General features: G+C 43.1%; 22 protein-coding genes and 1 other RNA gene. 11 read left to right on the top strand and 12 right to left on the bottom strand.

The annotated features are described in order from the left end of the window. The first annotated feature begins 5 nt into the window (after positions 1 to 5). Together sspA and J7384_RS04270 are read left to right on the top strand one after the other, a co-directional pair. Positions 6 to 647 (top strand): stringent starvation protein SspA, encoded by a 642-nt coding sequence (sspA, locus tag J7384_RS04275; protein ID WP_209111632.1) that lies wholly within the window; start codon positions 6 to 8, stop codon positions 645 to 647. A gap of 24 nt (positions 648 to 671) precedes the next feature. Beyond that, on the top strand, positions 672 to 1,154 hold the full coding sequence (locus J7384_RS04270) for a ClpXP protease specificity-enhancing factor (protein ID WP_209111631.1): 483 nt from the start codon (positions 672 to 674) through the stop codon (positions 1,152 to 1,154). A gap of 75 nt (positions 1,155 to 1,229) precedes the next feature. On the opposite strand, the gene dolP is transcribed toward J7384_RS04270, so the two are convergent. Genes dolP through J7384_RS04250 form a run of 4 tightly spaced genes read right to left on the bottom strand, consistent with a single transcriptional unit; the run spans position 1,230 to position 4,690 of the window. Continuing rightward, positions 1,230 to 1,823 (bottom strand): division/outer membrane stress-associated lipid-binding lipoprotein, encoded by a 594-nt coding sequence (gene dolP / locus J7384_RS04265; RefSeq protein WP_209111630.1) that lies wholly within the window; start codon positions 1,821 to 1,823, stop codon positions 1,230 to 1,232. A gap of 25 nt (positions 1,824 to 1,848) precedes the next feature. Further along, positions 1,849 to 2,439 carry a phosphoheptose isomerase gene (locus J7384_RS04260; protein WP_209111629.1) on the bottom strand — a complete coding sequence of 197 codons (591 nt, stop codon included), beginning with the start codon at positions 2,437 to 2,439 and terminating at the stop codon, positions 1,849 to 1,851. 15 nt (positions 2,440 to 2,454) lie between these two features. Beyond that, positions 2,455 to 2,847 carry a YraN family protein gene (locus J7384_RS04255; protein ID WP_247741617.1) on the bottom strand — a complete coding sequence of 131 codons (393 nt, stop codon included), beginning with the start codon at positions 2,845 to 2,847 and terminating at the stop codon, positions 2,455 to 2,457. After that, positions 2,834 to 4,690, bottom strand: coding sequence for a penicillin-binding protein activator (locus tag J7384_RS04250; RefSeq protein ID WP_209111628.1), 1,857 nt, complete (start codon positions 4,688 to 4,690; stop codon positions 2,834 to 2,836). The genes J7384_RS04255 and J7384_RS04250 overlap by 14 nt, the downstream gene beginning before the upstream one ends. 88 nt (positions 4,691 to 4,778) lie before the next feature. On the opposite strand from J7384_RS04250, the gene rsmI reads away from it, so the two are divergent. The 3 genes from rsmI to rnpB all read left to right on the top strand — a co-directional run bounded on the left by rsmI (position 4,779) and on the right by rnpB (position 6,594). Beyond that, the gene (gene rsmI / locus J7384_RS04245; RefSeq protein ID WP_247741616.1) at positions 4,779 to 5,684 is read left to right on the top strand and encodes a 16S rRNA (cytidine(1402)-2'-O)-methyltransferase; all 906 of its coding nucleotides are present in this window, start codon (positions 4,779 to 4,781) and stop codon (positions 5,682 to 5,684) included. Positions 5,685 to 5,694: 10 nt separating this feature from the next. After that, on the top strand, positions 5,695 to 6,090 hold the full coding sequence (locus J7384_RS04240; protein WP_209111627.1) for a hypothetical protein: 396 nt from the start codon (positions 5,695 to 5,697) through the stop codon (positions 6,088 to 6,090). Positions 6,091 to 6,194: 104 nt separating this feature from the next. Beyond that, positions 6,195 to 6,594: RNase P RNA component class A (gene rnpB / locus J7384_RS04235), an RNA gene on the top strand. Positions 6,595 to 6,914: 320 nt separating this feature from the next. Here rnpB and J7384_RS04230 read toward each other — a convergent pair. The 8 genes from J7384_RS04230 to J7384_RS04195 all read right to left on the bottom strand — a co-directional run bounded on the left by J7384_RS04230 (position 6,915) and on the right by J7384_RS04195 (position 13,172). Beyond that, entirely contained in the window at positions 6,915 to 7,628 is a 714-nt protein-coding gene (locus J7384_RS04230) for a pseudouridine synthase (RefSeq protein WP_209111626.1), read from the bottom strand. A 30-nt stretch (positions 7,629 to 7,658) separates the two neighbouring features. Further along, entirely contained in the window at positions 7,659 to 9,041 is a 1,383-nt protein-coding gene (gene dbpA / locus J7384_RS04225; protein ID WP_209111625.1) for an ATP-dependent RNA helicase DbpA, read from the bottom strand. Between the two features lie 260 nt (positions 9,042 to 9,301). Then, positions 9,302 to 9,463, bottom strand: a complete 162-nt coding sequence (locus J7384_RS04220) for a DUF3012 domain-containing protein (RefSeq protein ID WP_209111624.1) — start codon at positions 9,461 to 9,463, stop codon at positions 9,302 to 9,304. A 58-nt stretch (positions 9,464 to 9,521) separates the two neighbouring features. Continuing rightward, positions 9,522 to 9,689, bottom strand: coding sequence for a YqaE/Pmp3 family membrane protein (locus J7384_RS04215; RefSeq protein WP_209111824.1), 168 nt, complete (start codon positions 9,687 to 9,689; stop codon positions 9,522 to 9,524). 57 nt (positions 9,690 to 9,746) lie between these two features. Further along, the gene (locus J7384_RS04210; protein ID WP_209111623.1) at positions 9,747 to 10,523 is read right to left on the bottom strand and encodes a DUF481 domain-containing protein; all 777 of its coding nucleotides are present in this window, start codon (positions 10,521 to 10,523) and stop codon (positions 9,747 to 9,749) included. Next, complete coding sequence (locus J7384_RS04205; RefSeq protein WP_209111622.1) at positions 10,513 to 11,343, bottom strand: mechanosensitive ion channel domain-containing protein; 831 nt, start codon at positions 11,341 to 11,343, stop codon at positions 10,513 to 10,515. Before J7384_RS04205 ends, J7384_RS04210 begins: the two co-directional genes overlap by 11 nt. Before the next feature lie 108 nt (positions 11,344 to 11,451). Continuing rightward, positions 11,452 to 11,703, bottom strand: coding sequence for a hypothetical protein (locus tag J7384_RS04200; protein WP_209111621.1), 252 nt, complete (start codon positions 11,701 to 11,703; stop codon positions 11,452 to 11,454). A 395-nt stretch (positions 11,704 to 12,098) separates the two neighbouring features. Beyond that, positions 12,099 to 13,172, bottom strand: coding sequence for an OmpA family protein (locus J7384_RS04195; protein ID WP_209111620.1), 1,074 nt, complete (start codon positions 13,170 to 13,172; stop codon positions 12,099 to 12,101). Positions 13,173 to 13,726: 554 nt separating this feature from the next. Between J7384_RS04195 and J7384_RS04190 the strand changes: the two genes are divergently transcribed. The 6 genes from J7384_RS04190 to J7384_RS04165 all read left to right on the top strand — a co-directional run bounded on the left by J7384_RS04190 (position 13,727) and on the right by J7384_RS04165 (position 17,679). Then, positions 13,727 to 13,960 carry a hypothetical protein gene (locus J7384_RS04190; protein ID WP_209111619.1) on the top strand — a complete coding sequence of 78 codons (234 nt, stop codon included), beginning with the start codon at positions 13,727 to 13,729 and terminating at the stop codon, positions 13,958 to 13,960. Next, positions 13,960 to 14,820, top strand: coding sequence for a mechanosensitive ion channel domain-containing protein (locus tag J7384_RS04185; RefSeq protein ID WP_209111618.1), 861 nt, complete (start codon positions 13,960 to 13,962; stop codon positions 14,818 to 14,820). The genes J7384_RS04190 and J7384_RS04185 overlap by 1 nt, the downstream gene beginning before the upstream one ends. Next, on the top strand, positions 14,804 to 15,340 hold the full coding sequence (sigX, locus tag J7384_RS04180; RefSeq protein ID WP_209111617.1) for an RNA polymerase sigma factor SigX: 537 nt from the start codon (positions 14,804 to 14,806) through the stop codon (positions 15,338 to 15,340). The genes J7384_RS04185 and sigX overlap by 17 nt, the downstream gene beginning before the upstream one ends. A 160-nt stretch (positions 15,341 to 15,500) precedes the next feature. Further along, positions 15,501 to 16,862 (top strand): AarF/ABC1/UbiB kinase family protein, encoded by a 1,362-nt coding sequence (locus J7384_RS04175; protein ID WP_209111616.1) that lies wholly within the window; start codon positions 15,501 to 15,503, stop codon positions 16,860 to 16,862. Next, positions 16,859 to 17,131 carry a TIGR03643 family protein gene (locus J7384_RS04170; RefSeq protein WP_209111615.1) on the top strand — a complete coding sequence of 91 codons (273 nt, stop codon included), beginning with the start codon at positions 16,859 to 16,861 and terminating at the stop codon, positions 17,129 to 17,131. Before J7384_RS04175 ends, J7384_RS04170 begins: the two co-directional genes overlap by 4 nt. A 128-nt stretch (positions 17,132 to 17,259) precedes the next feature. After that, positions 17,260 to 17,679 (top strand): thioesterase family protein, encoded by a 420-nt coding sequence (locus tag J7384_RS04165; protein ID WP_209111614.1) that lies wholly within the window; start codon positions 17,260 to 17,262, stop codon positions 17,677 to 17,679. Positions 17,680 to 17,691 lie beyond the last annotated feature (12 nt).

Genomic DNA, 17,691 nt, shown 5'->3' with positions numbered 1-17,691 from the left:
ATACTATGGCAGTTGCTGCAAACAAACGCTCGGTAATGACGTTATACTCACACGCAGATGACATGTACAGTCATCAAACTCGTATTGTCCTTGCTGAGAAAGGCGTTGGTGTTGATATCCACTTAGTAGAGCCAAACAATTTACCGGAAGATTTAATTGATTTAAATCCATACGGTTCAGTACCAACATTAGTTGATCGCGAATTGGCCTTGTATCAAGCCAATATCATTATTGAGTATCTCGATGAGCGCTTCCCACACCCACCGTTAATGCCTGTTTACCCAGTTGCACGTGGTCGCAGTCGTTTAATGATGCACCGCATTGAAAACGATTGGTACAGCTTAGCAAAAGTGATTTTATCAGGTAGTGCTGAAGAAGCAGAAAAAGCCCGTAAAGAGCTTAAAGAGAGCTTGTTAAGTGTTGCGCCTATTTTGAACGAAGCGCCTTACTTTATGAGCGAAGAATTCAGCTTAGTTGATTGTTACTTAGCACCACTATTGTGGCGTTTACCTGCATTGGGTATTGAGCTTGAAGGCCAAGGCGCAAAAGAGTTCAAATCTTACATGTTGAAGTTGTTTGAACGCGAGTCGTTCCAAGCGTCATTAACTGAAGCTGAGCGCGAATTGCGTTTTTCGTCTTCTGTTTAGTTAATCTCAGTTTTCAATAACTTTATGTCTGAACAAATGACATCGAATAAGCCCTATTTAGTTAGGGCTTTTTACGACTGGATTTCCGACAACGGCTTAACACCTTATATTGCAGTCGATATTACTGTGTATGGTGTAATCGTGCCTCAAGGCTATGCCCAAGACGATCAAATCATTCTCAATATTGCTAGTTCTGCTGTTGGCGCGATTGCTATGGGTGATGAGTTGATTGAGTTCAGCGCGCGCTTTGGCGGTAAACTTGAGCACTTAGTTGTGCCATACGGCGCAATAGCCGCTATTTACGCAAAAGAAAATGGCGCCGGTACTGGTTTTGCCATCGAGCATACAGAACAGCCTGAGCTGGCTGATATCAGTGAGCAGCAAGAACCAGAAAAGCCGGGTTTAAGTGCTATTGATAGCACAACGTCGACCGATGACGATAACCAAGCTCCAGCAGCTAAGTCAGAAAAACCAAAAGGTCGACCTAGTTTGAAAGTGATCAAGTAGACTCTTAATGACTGACTAGGCAATGATTACAAAAAAGCGCATTGAGGTGCGCTTTTTTATTATCCAGAACTTAGCTTATTGGTATTCAAACGCTTTGAATACGCGATTGACACCAGAAACGTTGCGGGCAATGTCGACGGCTTTGTTTGCTTCTGCTTGGCTTACTAAGCCCATTAAAAACACTTCGCCGTTTTCGGTTACCACTTTGATATTGTTTCCGCGGACATTGTCGTCGGCAAACAGTGCGGTTTTGACCTTAGAAGTTAACCAAGTGTCATGACTGCGAGTGGCCAATGAAGTTTTGTTGCCAATGCGCAACTGGTTGTGAATGCGCTTAACGCCTTTCACTTGGTTCAGTGTTTTTAACACTGAATCTCTCAGGTAGTCATTGGGTGCTTGGCCAACAACTAATAGGCTGCCATTGATACTGGTGACTTGAACGCGAGTTTGTTTACTCAAACCTTCTTGCTCGGCGAGCTTAGCGTAAGCACTGATCTCAATGGTTTGATCATCTATTTGGGCACCAATACTGCGCTCGTCATTAGCCGCGCTAATGCCACCAGCGACACCAACTGCGGCAACCCCGACACAGCCTTGTAGTATGGCCACGGTAGCCGAAATAATCGCGAGCTTTTTTAGCGACAACTTAGTTAATGCATAGGAATTCATGGTACTTTCCTGCGGTTGAAATAAGTTAGGCGTCAGATTGCGGGAACAAGGTTGTGTCGATAATTTCACACAAACAGTGAATAACCAATAAGTGGACTTCTTGAATACGCGCGGTGCGAGAAGATGGCACGCGAATCTCAACGTCATTTTCGCCTAGTAAGCCCGCGATGTCGCCACCGTCACGGCCAGTTAACGCGATAATTGGCATATCACGGGCAACTGCTGCTTCAATTGCTTTAATCACGTTCTTTGAGTTACCGCTAGTAGAAATTGCCAGTAAAACATCGCCATTGGCACCTAGTGCACGAATTTGTTTAGAAAAAACTTCGTCGTAGTGATAGTCGTTGGCAATTGAGGTTAAGGTTGAGCTATCGGTTGTTAACGCAATTGCTGGAAGGCTCGGACGCTCTGTTTCAAAACGGTTTAGCAATTCCGACGAAAAGTGCTGAGCATCTCCAGCAGAGCCACCATTGCCACAAGACAGAATTTTATTACCCGCTAACAAGCTATTGACCATGATCATGCCAGCTTTTTCGATTGGACCAGCAAGCGCTTCGCTCGCTGCAATTTTGGTTTGAATACTTTCGGTAAAATTATTGTTGATTAGATCTATCATCTAAAAGAGCTCCAATTAAAAAGCGTTGGTCAGCCAGTTAATTTCTGGCTTGTTGATATTACCGTCTAGGGTAATTACGTCAAATCTATGATCGGTATTATAGGCATTTAATTCCTGCTCTTGCAGGTAAAAAGCGGCGGTTTGTTTAATTTTTTTCTGTTTACTGGCTGAAATAGCTGCAATTGCGCCACCAAATTGGCTAGAGGCTCGGTATTTTACTTCAACAAAGACTAAGGCTTGCCGATCTTGCATGATGATGTCGATCTCGCCAAAGCGGGATGAGAAGTTTGTTTCAAGCAGTCGTAAACCTTGTTTTATTAAATACTGTGCGGCAATGCCTTCGGCAATTTGGCCGGTATTGCTGGCATTGATATCTGCTTGTTTTGACCGTTGGCTAGTTAAGCGCAACTTCGGTAACTTTAGTTTTATAGTAGCGTCCCCAAATCAAGCTGCGGGTTAAAATATTATCGCTATTTAGCATAAGACTGCCAGTTTGACCAAAGTGTCGGATATAAGTTCGCTGTTTCATTAACGTCATTTTTTGAATTAAGGCAAGGCTGTCAAAACCCATCGCAAAAATGCGTTGTAAGCTATCACTGCGCTCTGGCCATAGCGCTTTACTGGTCGATTGGAGCGCTTTGTTTTGTTGCTTACTGGCCAAGCGCCACGGCATGTCACTAAAGGTTAGCCCCGTTAGATCACGAAAAGTATCACGGTCAGCTTTTACACTATGGCTACGTGAACTTGCATAGACGGGAATAAGATCGGCAAAAGGGCTGATATTGACGTCGATATACGGCTTCATTAATCGTGTCGTTTGGTGACTACTGACCAAGTAAATCATATCGATGTCGCGGCGGTTTCGCGTCTCTGTTTCTAGAGTTTGTCTGATTCGTTGGTTCAGCTGTTTTATTCTGTCTGCACTTTGTTTAACACCAAGGCTTTGCTCTAGGCTTGCTTTCATATTGCTACCTGAGTCGAACACTAGTGTTTCAGGTTTTTTACCTAGAATCAGTTGCCATTGCTGGATAAAAGCATCGGCAATACGCTGACTGACGGCGTCGTTTTGCACCAACACTAAAGGTTGCTGATAAGCTTTGGTACTCAAGTGGGTCGCCGCTTGCACTGCTTCGTCTTCGGGGCGCATTGAAATGGCGACTTGATTGTCAGCGAGTTGTTGATTGGGAATGTTCAACAGTAACACGGGCAAATTCAATCCGCTTTGCTCGAGGTAGCGTTCGACGTTTTGTTTGAGCAGTGGGCCAATCACGTGATCAACTTGCAACTCGTCGAATTTATTCGCCAAGCTGGTGTAGTCGAGCTGGTTGGTATCGATAAAGTGTAAGGTCACCGAGTTATTGTTGTTATAAGCAGCTAAAATGCCTTCTTGTGCTGCTTTACCTGCCAATTGCTGGCGGCCTGATAGCGGTAAGAGGATAGCGACATTTTCAACTTTACTAAAGCGGGTATTATCAACATCGTTTAACTGTGCTTCTAATTGTGGAATTAGTGCTTGCGCAGGATGACTTGGATATTGATTACGCCATTGTGACAAGTAACGAATCAGCTGAGCACTATTGTCGCCAAATCGGTTGGCGTATTGAGTTAGTTGCAACCAACCATTGAGATAAGGAATGGTTTGTTGTTTTAGTTCGGTTAGTTGCCACGGCGACAAGGCACTGAAGCGCTGCCAAATATCACTAATTTCTGTTTCATCTGCATTGTTATTTAGCGCAAAGGCGCTGAGTTTAGCTGCTAGTGCGGCTATGGCTAAGCCTCGCTGCTCTTGCACTTGTGCGAGGGTTTGGTAAAAAGTCAACGAATGCGCTAATTCAGTTTGTTGTTCAAGTAACTGCTGAGCAGCTTGCAGGTGTTGCCACGCCAGTGATAATTGATCTAAGCCAAGTGCTGCTTGTCCAGCAATGACTTCGAGTTGATAACTTTGCTGGCTATCGTCGGTAACTTTTTGGAGCTTACTAGCAAGCCAAAGTGCTTGCTGGTAACTGCCTTCTTGCAAATAGGCACGGTTGGCGCCAATAAGTTGCTTAATGGCTTGTGCTGGCGCCAGTGCTTTTGCACTTGCAAGTAAACTTGCTGCTGATTGGCTTGGCGCAGTTTGCACTGTTTTTGTCGGTGAGGTTGTGGGTGTTTTAGTTTGCTCGCGCTTTGGACTGGCACAGCTGGTAACCAATAAAATAAGCGCACATGCGGTAAATAGATAAGGTAAACGTACTGACTGGATCAACTGCACTGAAGGTTCCGCAATAATTTAGCATGAATTTAGTTAAGTACTAGGAGTATAATGCCCCTGTCTTTTAGTCTCAACCTCAGTACACGCTATGTCGATAAATCAAATCAATCAAGGCTCATCCTCTGAACAAGTATCTGAATCATCTCAGCATCCAATGTCTTCAATAGCAAAAGGCAGCTTGTACATTGTTGCAACACCAATTGGCAATTTAGGCGATATTAGCCAACGAGCGTTAGATGTGCTGAGCCAAGTTGATTTGATTGCTTGTGAAGATACTCGCCACACCCAAAAGTTGTTGGCAAACTTTTCTATTAAAAACAAAACACTGTCGTTACACGATCACAATGAAAGGCAACGGCAAGAGTACATTGCTGACTTACTCAGCCAGGGCCAGAGTATTGCGCTGGTTTCTGATGCCGGAACGCCATTGATTAGTGATCCCGGTTTTCACGTGGTGCGTTACTGCCGACAGCAGCAATTGAGTGTTGTTCCAGTGCCAGGAGCTTGCGCAGCTATTACTGCGCTGTCAGTGGCTGGCCTGCCGACCGACAGATTTACTTTTGAGGGCTTTTTACCGTCTAAACAGGGCGCTAGAAAGTCGACACTTGCGGCCTTGGCTAACGAATCTCGCACTATGGTGTTTTACGATGCGCCGCGTCGCGCGATTGATACGGTTACTGATATCGTTGATGAACTCGGTGGCCAACGACATATTGTTTTGGCCCGTGAATTAACCAAAACCTTCGAGACAATTTATGCTGATAGTGCGGAAAATTTATTGGCATGGCTTAAACAAGATCCCAATCAGCTCAAAGGTGAAATGGTATTGATTATTGAAGGTCATCAAATTGACCCTACTGCAATTCCACCAGAAGCAGAAAAAGCGTTGAGATTATTAGTTAACGAAATGCCGAAGAAAAAAGCGTGTGGCATAGTCGCTGAACTTTACGGTATTAAAAAGAATAAGCTCTACGATTTAACTATAGCAATGTAACGAGTTAACAATGAATATTCACGGTGAGTTTGAAGTTAGCCTCGATGGCAACATTATCTGCTGTAAGCTAAGTGGCAGCTTTAACGAACAAGGCAGTCTCGCTTATCAAAAGCAAACCAAAGATCTTATTCTGAGCTTTGATAAACAACCTTTTGGCATGTTCATTGATATCGTTGATATTGAAGGGGCTACTCCTGATGCCTATAGTAGTTTGGATATCGATCACATTTGGCAATTATCTCGACCGCTGATTGCGAAAGCGTATTTGGTTAAATCACTGGTTTATCGCGATATCTTCATGCGTCAATCAACTGTGTTGGAACAACAAAACAGTCAGTTTTTTACCAACAAAGCAGAGGCCATTGCTTGGTTAAAACAGCAGCTAGTGATTGCCGGGGCAGATTAGCTTACGCATTTTTAACCATTACATTTTCCATTGTTGCCAGCTCTAACTGGCAATATTGTTATAACTCGCTTTAACTTATGGCACAGCTTAGGTAGAATACGCGCCGAGTTAGCCAGACAATCGCTGCTTTATCGTTGTATTGATGCTTCGGCTGAAATAGACAGGTAGAGGGGAGGAAAGTCCGGGCTCCACAGAGCAGGGTGCCAGATAACGTCTGGGCGGCGTAAGCCGACGACAAGTGCAGCAGAGAGAAGACCGCCTAAGTATTTCTTGTAAATACCGGTAAGGGTGAAAGGGTGCGGTAAGAGCGCACCGGGCCGCTGGTAACAGTTGGCAGCAGGGTAAACTCCACCCGGAGCAAGACCAAATAGGGTTCCTTATGGCGTGGCTCGCGTTGGAACCGGGTAGGTTGCTTGAGCCTTAGAGCGATTTAAGGCCTAGACGAATGATTGTCACTTTTCTGATGAAAAGACACAGAACCCGGCTTACAGGCTAACTCACATATTCGACAAGCCCCTGCAGCGATGCGGGGGCTTTTTCGTTTTGGCGATGGGACAGAAGACAAAGACAACAGTTGTCAGCAGGGTGTTAAAGCCTGTTGGCACCCAGATCAAAACCAATTAGGGTTTATTTACTTTTAATAGTAAGTGCGTGGCTCGCGTTGAAACCGACTAGTATCATTGACCCGGCTTGATTGGTCCATAGCGCGATTTAAAGCCTAGACGAATGATTGTCACTTTTCTTACGAAGAGATACAGAACCCGGCTTATAGGCTAACTCACATATTCGACAAGCCCCTGCAGTAATGCAGTGGCTTTTTCGTTTTAGACTTTGTTGAAAAGCGCCACTTCATGCTCAGTTAAATGGCGACTCTGGCCTGGCGTTAGGCTGTTATCTAATGTTAAATCACCGATTTGGCTGCGATGTAAGCCAACAACAGGGTTTCGATAGCGGCCAAACATGCGTTTTATTTGGTGGTATTTTCCTTCAGTTAAAATAACTTGAGCACAGTGCTGATTGATTATTGTTAAATCAGCAGGTTGGGTGGTGATGTTTTCATATTTGAAATACATACCTTGCTTAAAGCCGTCGATGTAGCTGTTATCTATTGGCTTTTCTAGTGTGACTTGGTAGGTCTTCTCAATTTTTTGCTCAGGTTGAGTGATTGCCTCTGACCATCGGCTATCGTTGGTTAATAACACTAAGCCACTGGTGTTTAAATCGAGTCGACCAACAATATGCAGTTGGTTTTTAAAGTCAAAAGGTAGTAGGTCAATAACCGTTGAATGTTGCTTGTCTTTGGTGGCACAAACCACACCGACGGGCTTGTGTAGCATAACGTAATAGGCAGGGTTGTCTTGCAAAACAGTGCCATCGAGAGAGATTTTGCTGAATTTATTTACCGACTGCTCGATACTGCAATTGACCGTACCATCAACACAAACGCGCTTTTGTGCCAGCAGTAGTCGCACTTTGCCTTTTGATATTTGGCACTGTTTCGCTAAAAAATGGTCGAGCCGCTGCGTACTTAAGGACATAATTTTAGAGACATAAGCAGGGAAATAGTCTTAACGGCTAATTTTTCTGACTCTAAAGGTTCGGCCTTTCATCTTTCCTTCGCTAATGGTTTTAAGTGCTTGCTTAGCAACTTTTTTATCTACAGCGACAAATGCTGACGTAGCTTGTACTTTTATTTTGCCGATTTGATCGCCTTTAATCGCTGGATTTGCGGTTAAGCCGCCGAGAATATCACCCGGACGAAGTTTATTCTTTTTACCGCCGTCAATTTGCAGTGTCACCATTTGAGCTTGAACAAGAACAGGGTTTATATCAACAGCAGGCAATGATTCTGGTGAAATCTCGCGCTTCAAATATTCTTCAAGTCGAATCACTTTATGCGCTTCTTTGTGGCTGACCAGTGAACATGAAAGCCCTGTTTTACCCGCTCGTCCTGTTCTGCCAATGCGATGGACATGGACTTCTGGATCGTGGGCAATATGGTAATTTACCACCATATCAACGTCGTCGACATCGATACCGCGGGCAGCAACATCGGTAGCAATTAAAACCACTAAGCTTTTATTGGCGAATCGAATAAGGGTGCGATCTCGGTCTCTTTGTTCTAAATCACCGTGCAGCGCAGCACAATCAAAGCCCTGTTGTAGTAACTTATCGGCGAGTGCTTGGCACTCTATTTTTGTGTTGCAGAACACAATCACGGAGTTTGGTTGATGGTGATACAACAAGCGTTCGACAGCATCTGGCCGTTGATCGTTATTATCTACTTGGTAAAAGTATTGGTCGATCGCACTGTTATCTTGGCTGCTAGCAATTTCTACTTTCACCGGGTTAGTCATAAGATGACTCACTAATTGTTCAATTTTGGCCGGGTAAGTGGCACTGAACAATAAATTTTGTCGAGCACTTGGACAGTTTGACACTATGTATTCAAGCGGTTGTTCAAAACCCATGTCGAGCATGCGATCGGCTTCGTCTAACACTAGCGTATTGAGCTCGGCTAATGACAATCGGCCTTTTCGAATATGCTCTTCTACTCGGCCTGGTGTACCGACAATAATGTGAGCGCCGTGCTCTAGTGAGCCAATTTGCGGCCCCATCGGTGAACCACCGCACAGCGTCAGTACTTTAATATTGTGAATTGCTCGCGCGAGTTTGCGTATCTCCACCGCGATTTGATCGGCTAGTTCTCGTGTAGGCGCCAACACTAGTGCTTGCACGCGAAAACGTTTTACTTTTAAGTTGTGTAGCAAGCCCAAAGCAAATGTTGCGGTTTTACCTGAGCCCGTTTTTGCTTGGCCGATGACATCTCGACCAGCCAAAATCAAGGGTAAAGACTGTGCTTGAATGTCGGTCATTTGCTGGTAACCCAAGCTTGTTAGGTTTTCCAATAAAGCACTAGATAGTTTGGTTGAGGAGAACGCATTTGGCATGAACAAGGCTCTTAAATTAAGGGGATTTATGCTGGCAATAGCTGGCGCTACATGAATTTGCTTAGGATACCATGATTAGCGTTTTTACCGTTAGTTTATCTGTGATAGCACCGGTCGCTTGAAGGGGGAAAATCGCTCAAGCTTGTCGAGGTCTTACTGAATTTTATTGAGTGGTTGCAGATAAATTTACTGGGGCGGTCAATAAAGAGGTGAAACTAGCAGCCAAATGTCAGCAACAGTCGACTGCTAGCGATTACTGATTAAAAAATACAGTGCTTAGTGAAGTCTTTAGCTTCTTCAGCAGTCCATTGGCCTTTGTCTTTTTCTTTTAGATCTTCACACCATTCTTTTGAGCCAACTTCTGGTGCACAGCCAGCAAGGCCGAACGATAATGCCAAGACAAGTGTTGCGATTTTTTTCATGTTGATTTTCCTTTGTTTTATTCTTTGTAAAAAGTGTTTTTTAATTAGTCGCTGAAACTCAGCCTTTTTTGTTTTTTACCACCAGCCAAATTGCGTGAATAACGCCCGGTAAAAAACCGCACAAGGTCAATATTAGGTTAATAATAAAGTGCTTACTTAAACCAACCTGTAAAAATGCGCCAAGTGGTGGTAATAAAATGGCTAAAATTAAATTTAAAATACTAATATTGTTTGAACTCATAATAATTCCTCACGGTTTACCAACGTCCTTGTTGATGCTCAATTAAAAGTTATAAACCAGCGTCATGCTCGTTTGAGTGTCAGTTTTTTCCCGGCCCGGCAGTACTTCGGTGTTGTGATCTATGGTGATAGCAAAGCGCAGTTGAATCGTTTCAATTAGCTTAGTCGTAATTGAGGATTCACTTTTGTAAATGCTGTTTTCACCACTTTTAGGTGCATATTTGGCGCTAAGTAGCTGTCTAAACTCAACATGCTCATTGATTTGATGGGTATACAAACCTTGTGCTTGAACAATAAAGGTATTTTGTGTGTCTTTCGGCTGTGAAGCTGTTGCCTCTAAAACATCTCGTTTAAAACCCGGACCAATGTCAATATCGAGCTTAGTTTTTTCAGTGTCGATCCAGCGACGACCCCAACCACCAGAAATGGTGCTTTGGCTCTCAAAACCGTTGAATCTATCTTCGCTGTAGTAGAGGTTACCGTAGAGGTAATTTTTGCCGTCTGCACTCAAGGTGTAGTTGGTTTTACCGTCTAAGCTCCAGCGTTGGTCAGAAGTGGTAAACTCTTCTTCACCACTGCTGTTGGTTTCCTCAGTTTTTCTCACTAACAAATCGAACTTTGCTGAGCTGCGCCATTTATCTTTCTCGTGTCGCAGCGATAAACCCGTTTTAATGTCAGCACTTTTAGTATTGCCGGTGCGATACAAAGCGCCAAACTCTGCCGAGGCAGTAAATGCAGGTTTTTCTTCAGTTTCCTCAGCTTGAACAAAGGTCGCTAGTGGTAATAATGCAAGCGCACTGAGGGTTAACTTAAGCTTCATTTTTGTCTCCGTGATTCATGTGTAGTGACATTTGCGGGTAAGGAATTTCAATACCAGCTTCGTCTAATGCCATTTTGATGCGCTCCATTAAATCGAAGTAGGTTGGCCAGTAGTCACCAGAATTTACCCAAGGGCGAACAACAAAGTTAACCGAACTATCGGCAAGTTCACTCACTGCAACTGTGTTGTCGTGATCTTTCAGCACGCGTTCGTCGCTGTTGATGATGTCAGTTAAAATGGTCTTGGTTTGCTGTAAATCAGCGTCGTAGCTAACGCCAATCACCAAATCGATGCGTCTTGTCGGCTTAGTCGAGTAGTTAGTGATAGTGCCGCTAGTAATTGCACCATTTGGAATGATCACGGTTTTGTTGTCTGGCGTGCGCAATTTAGTAGAGAAAATCAAAATCTCTTCGACGATACCTGAGGTACCGCTGACTTCAATAAAGTCACCTGATTTAAACGGTCTAAAAGAAATAATTAATACGCCAGAAGCAAAGTTAGACAGCGAACCTTGCAGTGCTAAGCCAACTGCTAAACCGGCGGCACCAACAATGGCTACTAAGGAAGACGTATTAAAGCCAAGGTGCGAAATCGCGACAATGATGGTGATGGTAAAGGCGATGCCAAAGACCAAGTTGGCGATAAACGAGATAACCGCATCGTCGACCTTTTTGTGGGCCATCACTTTACTGACACCACGGCTAATCAGTTTTGAAATAAATTTACCAATAAAAATGATCAGTAATGCGACGACAAGTTTGATGCCGAACTCGATCAAAAGGCCTTGGTTGTCATTGAACCAGTTTACTATTGTATCCATGAGTTTTACCCTCAGTTATTGTTGTTTTGTCTTTAACGTTAACAACTCAGTGCAGTTTTGATAAATGCACTGATTTGCATTATTAAATAGCTCAGTAGTTTGAACCTGTTATTTGAGCTCGTTTTTGTTAAATATCGCTGCTTTGTTGCCAACAAACGATACTTGAATATAACTGCCTTGTTCCTGTCCCCACAGGCAAGTTTTAGTGGCTAAGTTTTCTGAGCACTCAGCGGGAGTGCCCAGTATTTCACTCACTTTTTCACTGTCCATACCCAACTCTAGCTTATCGTAGTTCTCTTGGGTAACTTTTGAGCATGCGCTCAAGGCTAATACTGATAAGATTAATCCTGCTTTTTTCATTGTTTTTCCTAAACTTAGTTTCTTAAGAGTAGTCTCTACAGTCACATTTATTCAATGTTAAATCAATGACTACACAAATGTTTCATAAATGGGGAGTACAAAACTCCCCAATCGGTTTTTATACCCAAGCTACTTCAAGATGCTTGTTCAGTTGGAATTAAAAGTAATTTAGGCAAGGCATTGATTGCAAAGAATGGTTGTTCCCTTGTTAAAATCAATAACGCCGCATAAATTATCTTTTAAACCAACCCTTTGGGCGCTTCACAGGAACTTACTCTCATCGTTGCAGCTAATTGAAAGGGAGTCACCATTCCTGCTAGCTGCGCCTTGATATTAAATCCCTGTGATAGCGCTGAACTGCGTATCTTGAAGTAGTTTGGGTATAGTCTATGTAATTACTTTTGAATCGCTTGTTTTTCTATGGTCTCAATGCGAGCGACAACGCGACGGTTGAGTTGATGATCTTCGGCGCTATTACCTGCTGACAACAACTGGGTTTCGCCATAACCTTTAGCGGTTAGCCTATTTTCAGCAATATCAAATTTTTCAATTAACATTGCTTTAACTGCATTAGCGCGCTTTTGCGACAACATTAAGTTGTAGTTATCGTTACCCACGGCCGAGCTGTGTCCTTCAATGACGACGCTAGTGTCTTGGTACTTGTCCATAAATTGCGCTAAGCGCTCAATGTCGTTAATCGCACTGGCTTTGATAATAGAGCTGTTGTTGGCAAAGCTAATATCCAAGGTAATTGCTACTTGGTTTTCTTTGAATAAAGTACAGCCGTTGGCATCTACCTTGTCGGTGGTTGGTGTATTAGGGCATTGGTCAATATTGTCGCTAATGCCATCATTGTCGCTATCCAATACGGTTTTTGTTGGCTCAGGCTTTACCGGCTCAGAAGTTGATGCGGGTGCAGTGTAATCGGTTTGTGTGTTGGTTTTAACTGGACTTGGGCTAGTGGCGCCAAAGCTGTATTTAAAGCCAAGCTTTATGCCTTGGTCGATATAGCCGTAGTTGACATCTTTGTATATTGCAGCTTCGGTGAATAAGCTTGCTTTGTCGCTTAACTGAAAGTTGTAACCAGCACCGACGTTGATTGCATTGTAGTGTCTGACGTTGTTAAAGCGCTTGTAACCGACAAAGGCGTATAAGTCACTGTTATAAAAATGATAAAGCGCGTCTAAACCGTATCGGTTTGAGTCTTTAATACCGTTGCCATTGCGAATGTCGTATTTGGTGAAAGCAAATTCAGCGCGAGCATCCCAGTACTCATTAATAGCAGTGCGTAAATCAAGACCAATTGAGCCGCCAGCTTCAACTTGTTGCCAGTCTGATAAAAACTCTTTTGCAGAGGCTGATCTTACGTATTCACTAAAAACGGCTAATTCCCATTGGCGATCGGTTTCTTGTGCCGCAAGTGGTGCACTGATTAAAGCGGCTAATGCTGAGATTTTTAATATTTTCATGATAAAGCTCCATTCCCCTTCTGAGAGGTCTTATATGTCCAATAAAATGTCGGATAAAAATTGATAAAAAGTTTGATACCCAAGCTACCTCAAGATGCCTGTTCAGTTGGAGTTAAAAGCGATTTAGACAAGGCATTGATTGCAAAGAATGGTTATTCCCTTGTTAAAATCAATAACGCTGTATAAATCGTCTTTTAAACCAACCCTTCGGGCGCTTCACAGGAACTTACTCTCCGCGTTGCAGCTAATTGAAAGGGAGCAACCATTCCTGCTAGCTGCGCCTTGATACTAGGCTCCTGTGACAGCGCTGAATCATGTATCCTGAGGCAGTTTGGGTATATAAAACTGCGAGTAGAAAATTAATTTACTGGGGCTATAACGACGGGCTTTGGCAAAAGTCACAAATTATTTTTATTTTTTTCAAAAAAGTTTGTGTTATCTCTTAGATCAGCTGGCAAAATGACACAGTTTTGAATATTGACGCATTAAATTGTGACTTCTTGAACACTGCTGCGTTAACTTATTAACTCAGCAAAAAAGTTGGATGAATCTACATGCAAGACTTAGAACAACGCCTGCGAAAAGGCTTACAGGCTGAACCTGAGCAGAATTTTGAACGCTCAGATGAGCAATTAATACAGCGCGCCGTGACAACAGTGAGTGTTGAGCAGGGCGGAAAAGATTTTATCTCATTAGGCTTGGCATCGATCTGGGTAGTATTTGCCAGCATTTTTATGAATTTATTAAAGCCGGTGTTTAAAACCATGGCTAAAAACAGGAGCAAATAATGGAAGTTTCAACCATTACTGACAAAACATATTCTGGCTTAGTTGCCATCTGGCAAGAAGCTGTTGCCTTTATTCCAGACTTAATTGTCGCCTTGTTGTTTCTCTTGCTGGGCTGGCTGATTTCTTCATTGATCAAGCGCTTTATCGACAAAGGACTAATTAAGCTTGGTTTTAATAGCTTGTTGGAAAAACTCGGTTTTGATCAACTGACTAAAAAAATGGAGTTGAGTATTTCTGGCAGCTACATTATTGCTTCGATTATCTCGACCTTTACTTTTTTGATTTTCTTACTCGCCGCCATGGATATTTTGGGGTTGACTATTCTCTCGGGCATGATTGATACCTTTGTTTTATTCTTGCCTAAATTGCTGGCGGCATTAGCGGTATTAATTGCCGGTTTTGTTGTTGCTCAGGTGGTTTATAACGGCGTAAAAATCGCGTCGAAAAATACCGGTGTTGATTACGGTCGCTCGGTCGCTGAAGTCAGCCGCGGTATCATTATTGTTATCACCTTGTCGTTAACTATTACTCAACTTGATGTTGACGTGTCATTGGTCAACACCATTATTTCTGTGGTTATTGCCAGTGTTGGTCTGGCGGCGGCAATTTCGCTCGGTATCGGCACCAAATCTATGGCACAAGAAATTGTTGCCGGTGTTTACTTGCGCGAAATGTATAAAACTGGTGACACCATTGCCATCAAAGACATTAAAGGTACGCTCGTCAGTATCGGTAGTGTCGCTTGTAAAATTATGGCCGCTGATGGCGATGTAATTACGGTGCCCAATACCTTTTTACTCGCTAACAAAGTGACTAAATCAACAGGCGCAGGCGATATCGGATTTGACGATAAAGAATGAGCGTGAGCTTGTCGTATTAGTGCAGGAAAACCTGCCATATGACACCCGCCACTTTCAGCAGTTGATTGGCCCATATTTACCTAAACTCAAAGGTTATTGCAGTCAACTGCTCAAAAACAATGCCGATGCAGAGGATGTAGTTCAAGAAACTATCATCAAGGTCTTGTCGCACCTAAAAAACTTCAAATGGACGGTATCCTTTCAAGCTTGGCTGTTTAAAATTGCCCATAACGAATGTATTAATAAGCTCAGAGAGCGACAAAAGGATTTTTACCGAGACGAAGAAAAGCTCGAAGAGCCCAGTGTTAGTATTGATAATGGCAATGACGATTTTGAGCAAATTATTCAAGACTTGATTGAAACCCTTAATTTTACCGATCGCAATATTATGCTTTTGCGTTACCGCACTGGGTTAGAGTTTCAAGAAATTGCCGATATTAGTGATATGAAACTCTCGGCAGTAAAGATGCGTCATAAGCGCATTATCGACGCGTTAAGCGAGCAATTAGCAGAGCAGTAACAGCAGTAACCGTTTTGTGCATTACTCCATTAACCGCACACCCTTTTTAAGATAAAATCTCACTAAAATCGAGCAAGTGTTCAATTGTTGGCAATGTGATTTGATCAGGATTGGCGATTATCACGTAAATTTCCAGACTTAGCCGTTGTCGGAAACCAACTTGTCACAATCGAATAAAAGCTTCAGCCACCGCCCTAAAAAAGTGCCGAGTTCTCGCTTGGCTAGATTAACCACATTTGGCAGTTTGGCAGCTAAAGTTGCTGGTAATGTTGTCTTGTCTGGAGCAAAGCAACTTGCCAGTGGTGAATCGCCATCATTAAAACGCTCCTTACTACAACCGAGAAATATTGAACAATTAGCCAGTAAACTGTCTGAACTTCGTGGTGCGGTAATGAAGTTAGGTCAACTGTTGTCGATGGATGCTGGTGACTTGCTACCCCCTGAGCTGAGCCAGTTGTTAGCAACACTGCGCGATAACGCCAGTGCTATGCCACACAAACAACTAGTTGCTGAGCTAAAAATGGCTTGGGGTGACAATTGGCTCGACGGCTTTAGCCATTTTGAATTGTCACCGTTTGCTTCGGCATCGATTGGTCAGGTTCACCTCGCCTATTTAGACTCTGGCGAAAAAGTTGCGGTAAAAGTGCAGTACCCTGGCATTGCGAAAGCGATTAATAGTGATGTCGATAATGTCGCGTTGTTATTAAAAATGTCCGGTTTACTGCCTGAGCACATTCAGATTGATCAGTTATTGGCTGAAGCCAAAAAGCAGTTATTGGCGGAGGCTGATTATCGCTTAGAAGCCAGCTACATCGACTTGTATCGCAGTCAAATAACCAGTGACTGTTTCGTTATTCCAGAGGTTTATCCAGACTACAGTCAAAGTGAAATTTTAGTGATGTCATATCTCGATGGGGTTGCGATTGATACCATTGTCAACCAACCTCAGGCCACTAAAAACCGAGTCATCCGTCAGTTGATTACCTTGTTTTTTGATGAGCTATTTCGCTTTCGATTAATGCAAACCGATCCTAATTTTGCTAATTATTTATATCAAGAGGAGAGTGACCGCGTTGTTTTACTTGATTTTGGCGCGACTAGAGAGATTCCAAAGGATGTAAGCACTGGTTACCTTAAACTAATCACCGCGGGCATGAAACGAGATAAAAGCGCTATGGTTGAGGCCGCTAAAGCGATAGGTTTTTTTGATGATGACATTAGCTGTGATTATCTCGAGCAGATTCTTGATGTACTGATACTGGCTTGTCAGCCACTCGACGTAGATGGTGAGTACGACTTTGCCAACAGTGGTTTAGCACAGAAAATCAAAGACAAAGGCTTGGCGATTAACCGAGAAAAACATCAATGGCACACGCCACCGGTTGACGCCATCTTTATTCACCGCAAGACAGCTGGGCTTTATCTGCTAGCAGCTAAGCTGAACGCGCAAGTAAATGTTCGGCAATTATTTTTACCTTATGCCGAGCTTGGCAACAGTTTTAATGGGAGCGATGCGTTATGACGGTGTTGTCGAGGGCCGATATCTCTCGGGTTATTGAAATGGCGTGGGAGGATAGAACTCCGTTTGAGGCAATTGAACAGCTTTATTCACTGACTGAGGCACAAGTGATCAAACTAATGCGCAGTCAGCTCAATAGAAAAAGCTTTAACAACTGGCGCAGGCGCGTTTCAGGGCGAAGTACTAAACACAAAGCGCTGCGTAGCAGTGACGTTAGCCGAGGATACTGCCTAAGCCAATATAAACCTCAAGGTAGTAACAAGCGTAAGTGATTTGCAGGCTTCTTTTATTCGCGAGGCTTATGATGAAGATAACTAATTTGTCAAAGCTACGACTTTTATTTTACTGATCAGACCATAGATAAGAGTGATTGTAAGATCATTTATCATAGGAAAGAGTTATGAGTCACACATCAGAAATTAAAGTGAGAGGTTTTCATCTAGATATCTATCAGCATGTGAACAACGCTCGTTATCTAGAGTTTTTGGAAGAGGCTCGTTGGGAGTATCTCGAAGAGACTGGTGATATTGAATATTTTCAATCTAAGGGTTTAGCTTGGGTGATTGTTAACATCAATATTAATTATCGTGCTGCCGCGACCATGGGGCAAACGTTAACGATTAATACGGGGCTGAAAAAAATAGGCGGAAAAAGTGCGGTATTTAATCAAAAAATTACAGTGAAAGGCACAGACATTTTAGTTGCTGATGCTGACATTACCTTTGTTGTTATGGATCAGAAAAGCGGTAAAGCAGTTGAGCTTGATGGCGCAATTAAAGAGCGTATGACTAGACACCTTACCGAGCAAGAAGAACTATAACCTCGAAAAGTT

The organism is Endozoicomonas sp. G2_1 (assembly GCF_017744155.1).
In the GTDB taxonomy this organism is placed as follows: Bacteria; Pseudomonadota; Gammaproteobacteria; order Enterobacterales; family Alteromonadaceae; genus JAGHQT01.
This window is presented reverse-complemented; position numbering and strand designations above follow the sequence as displayed.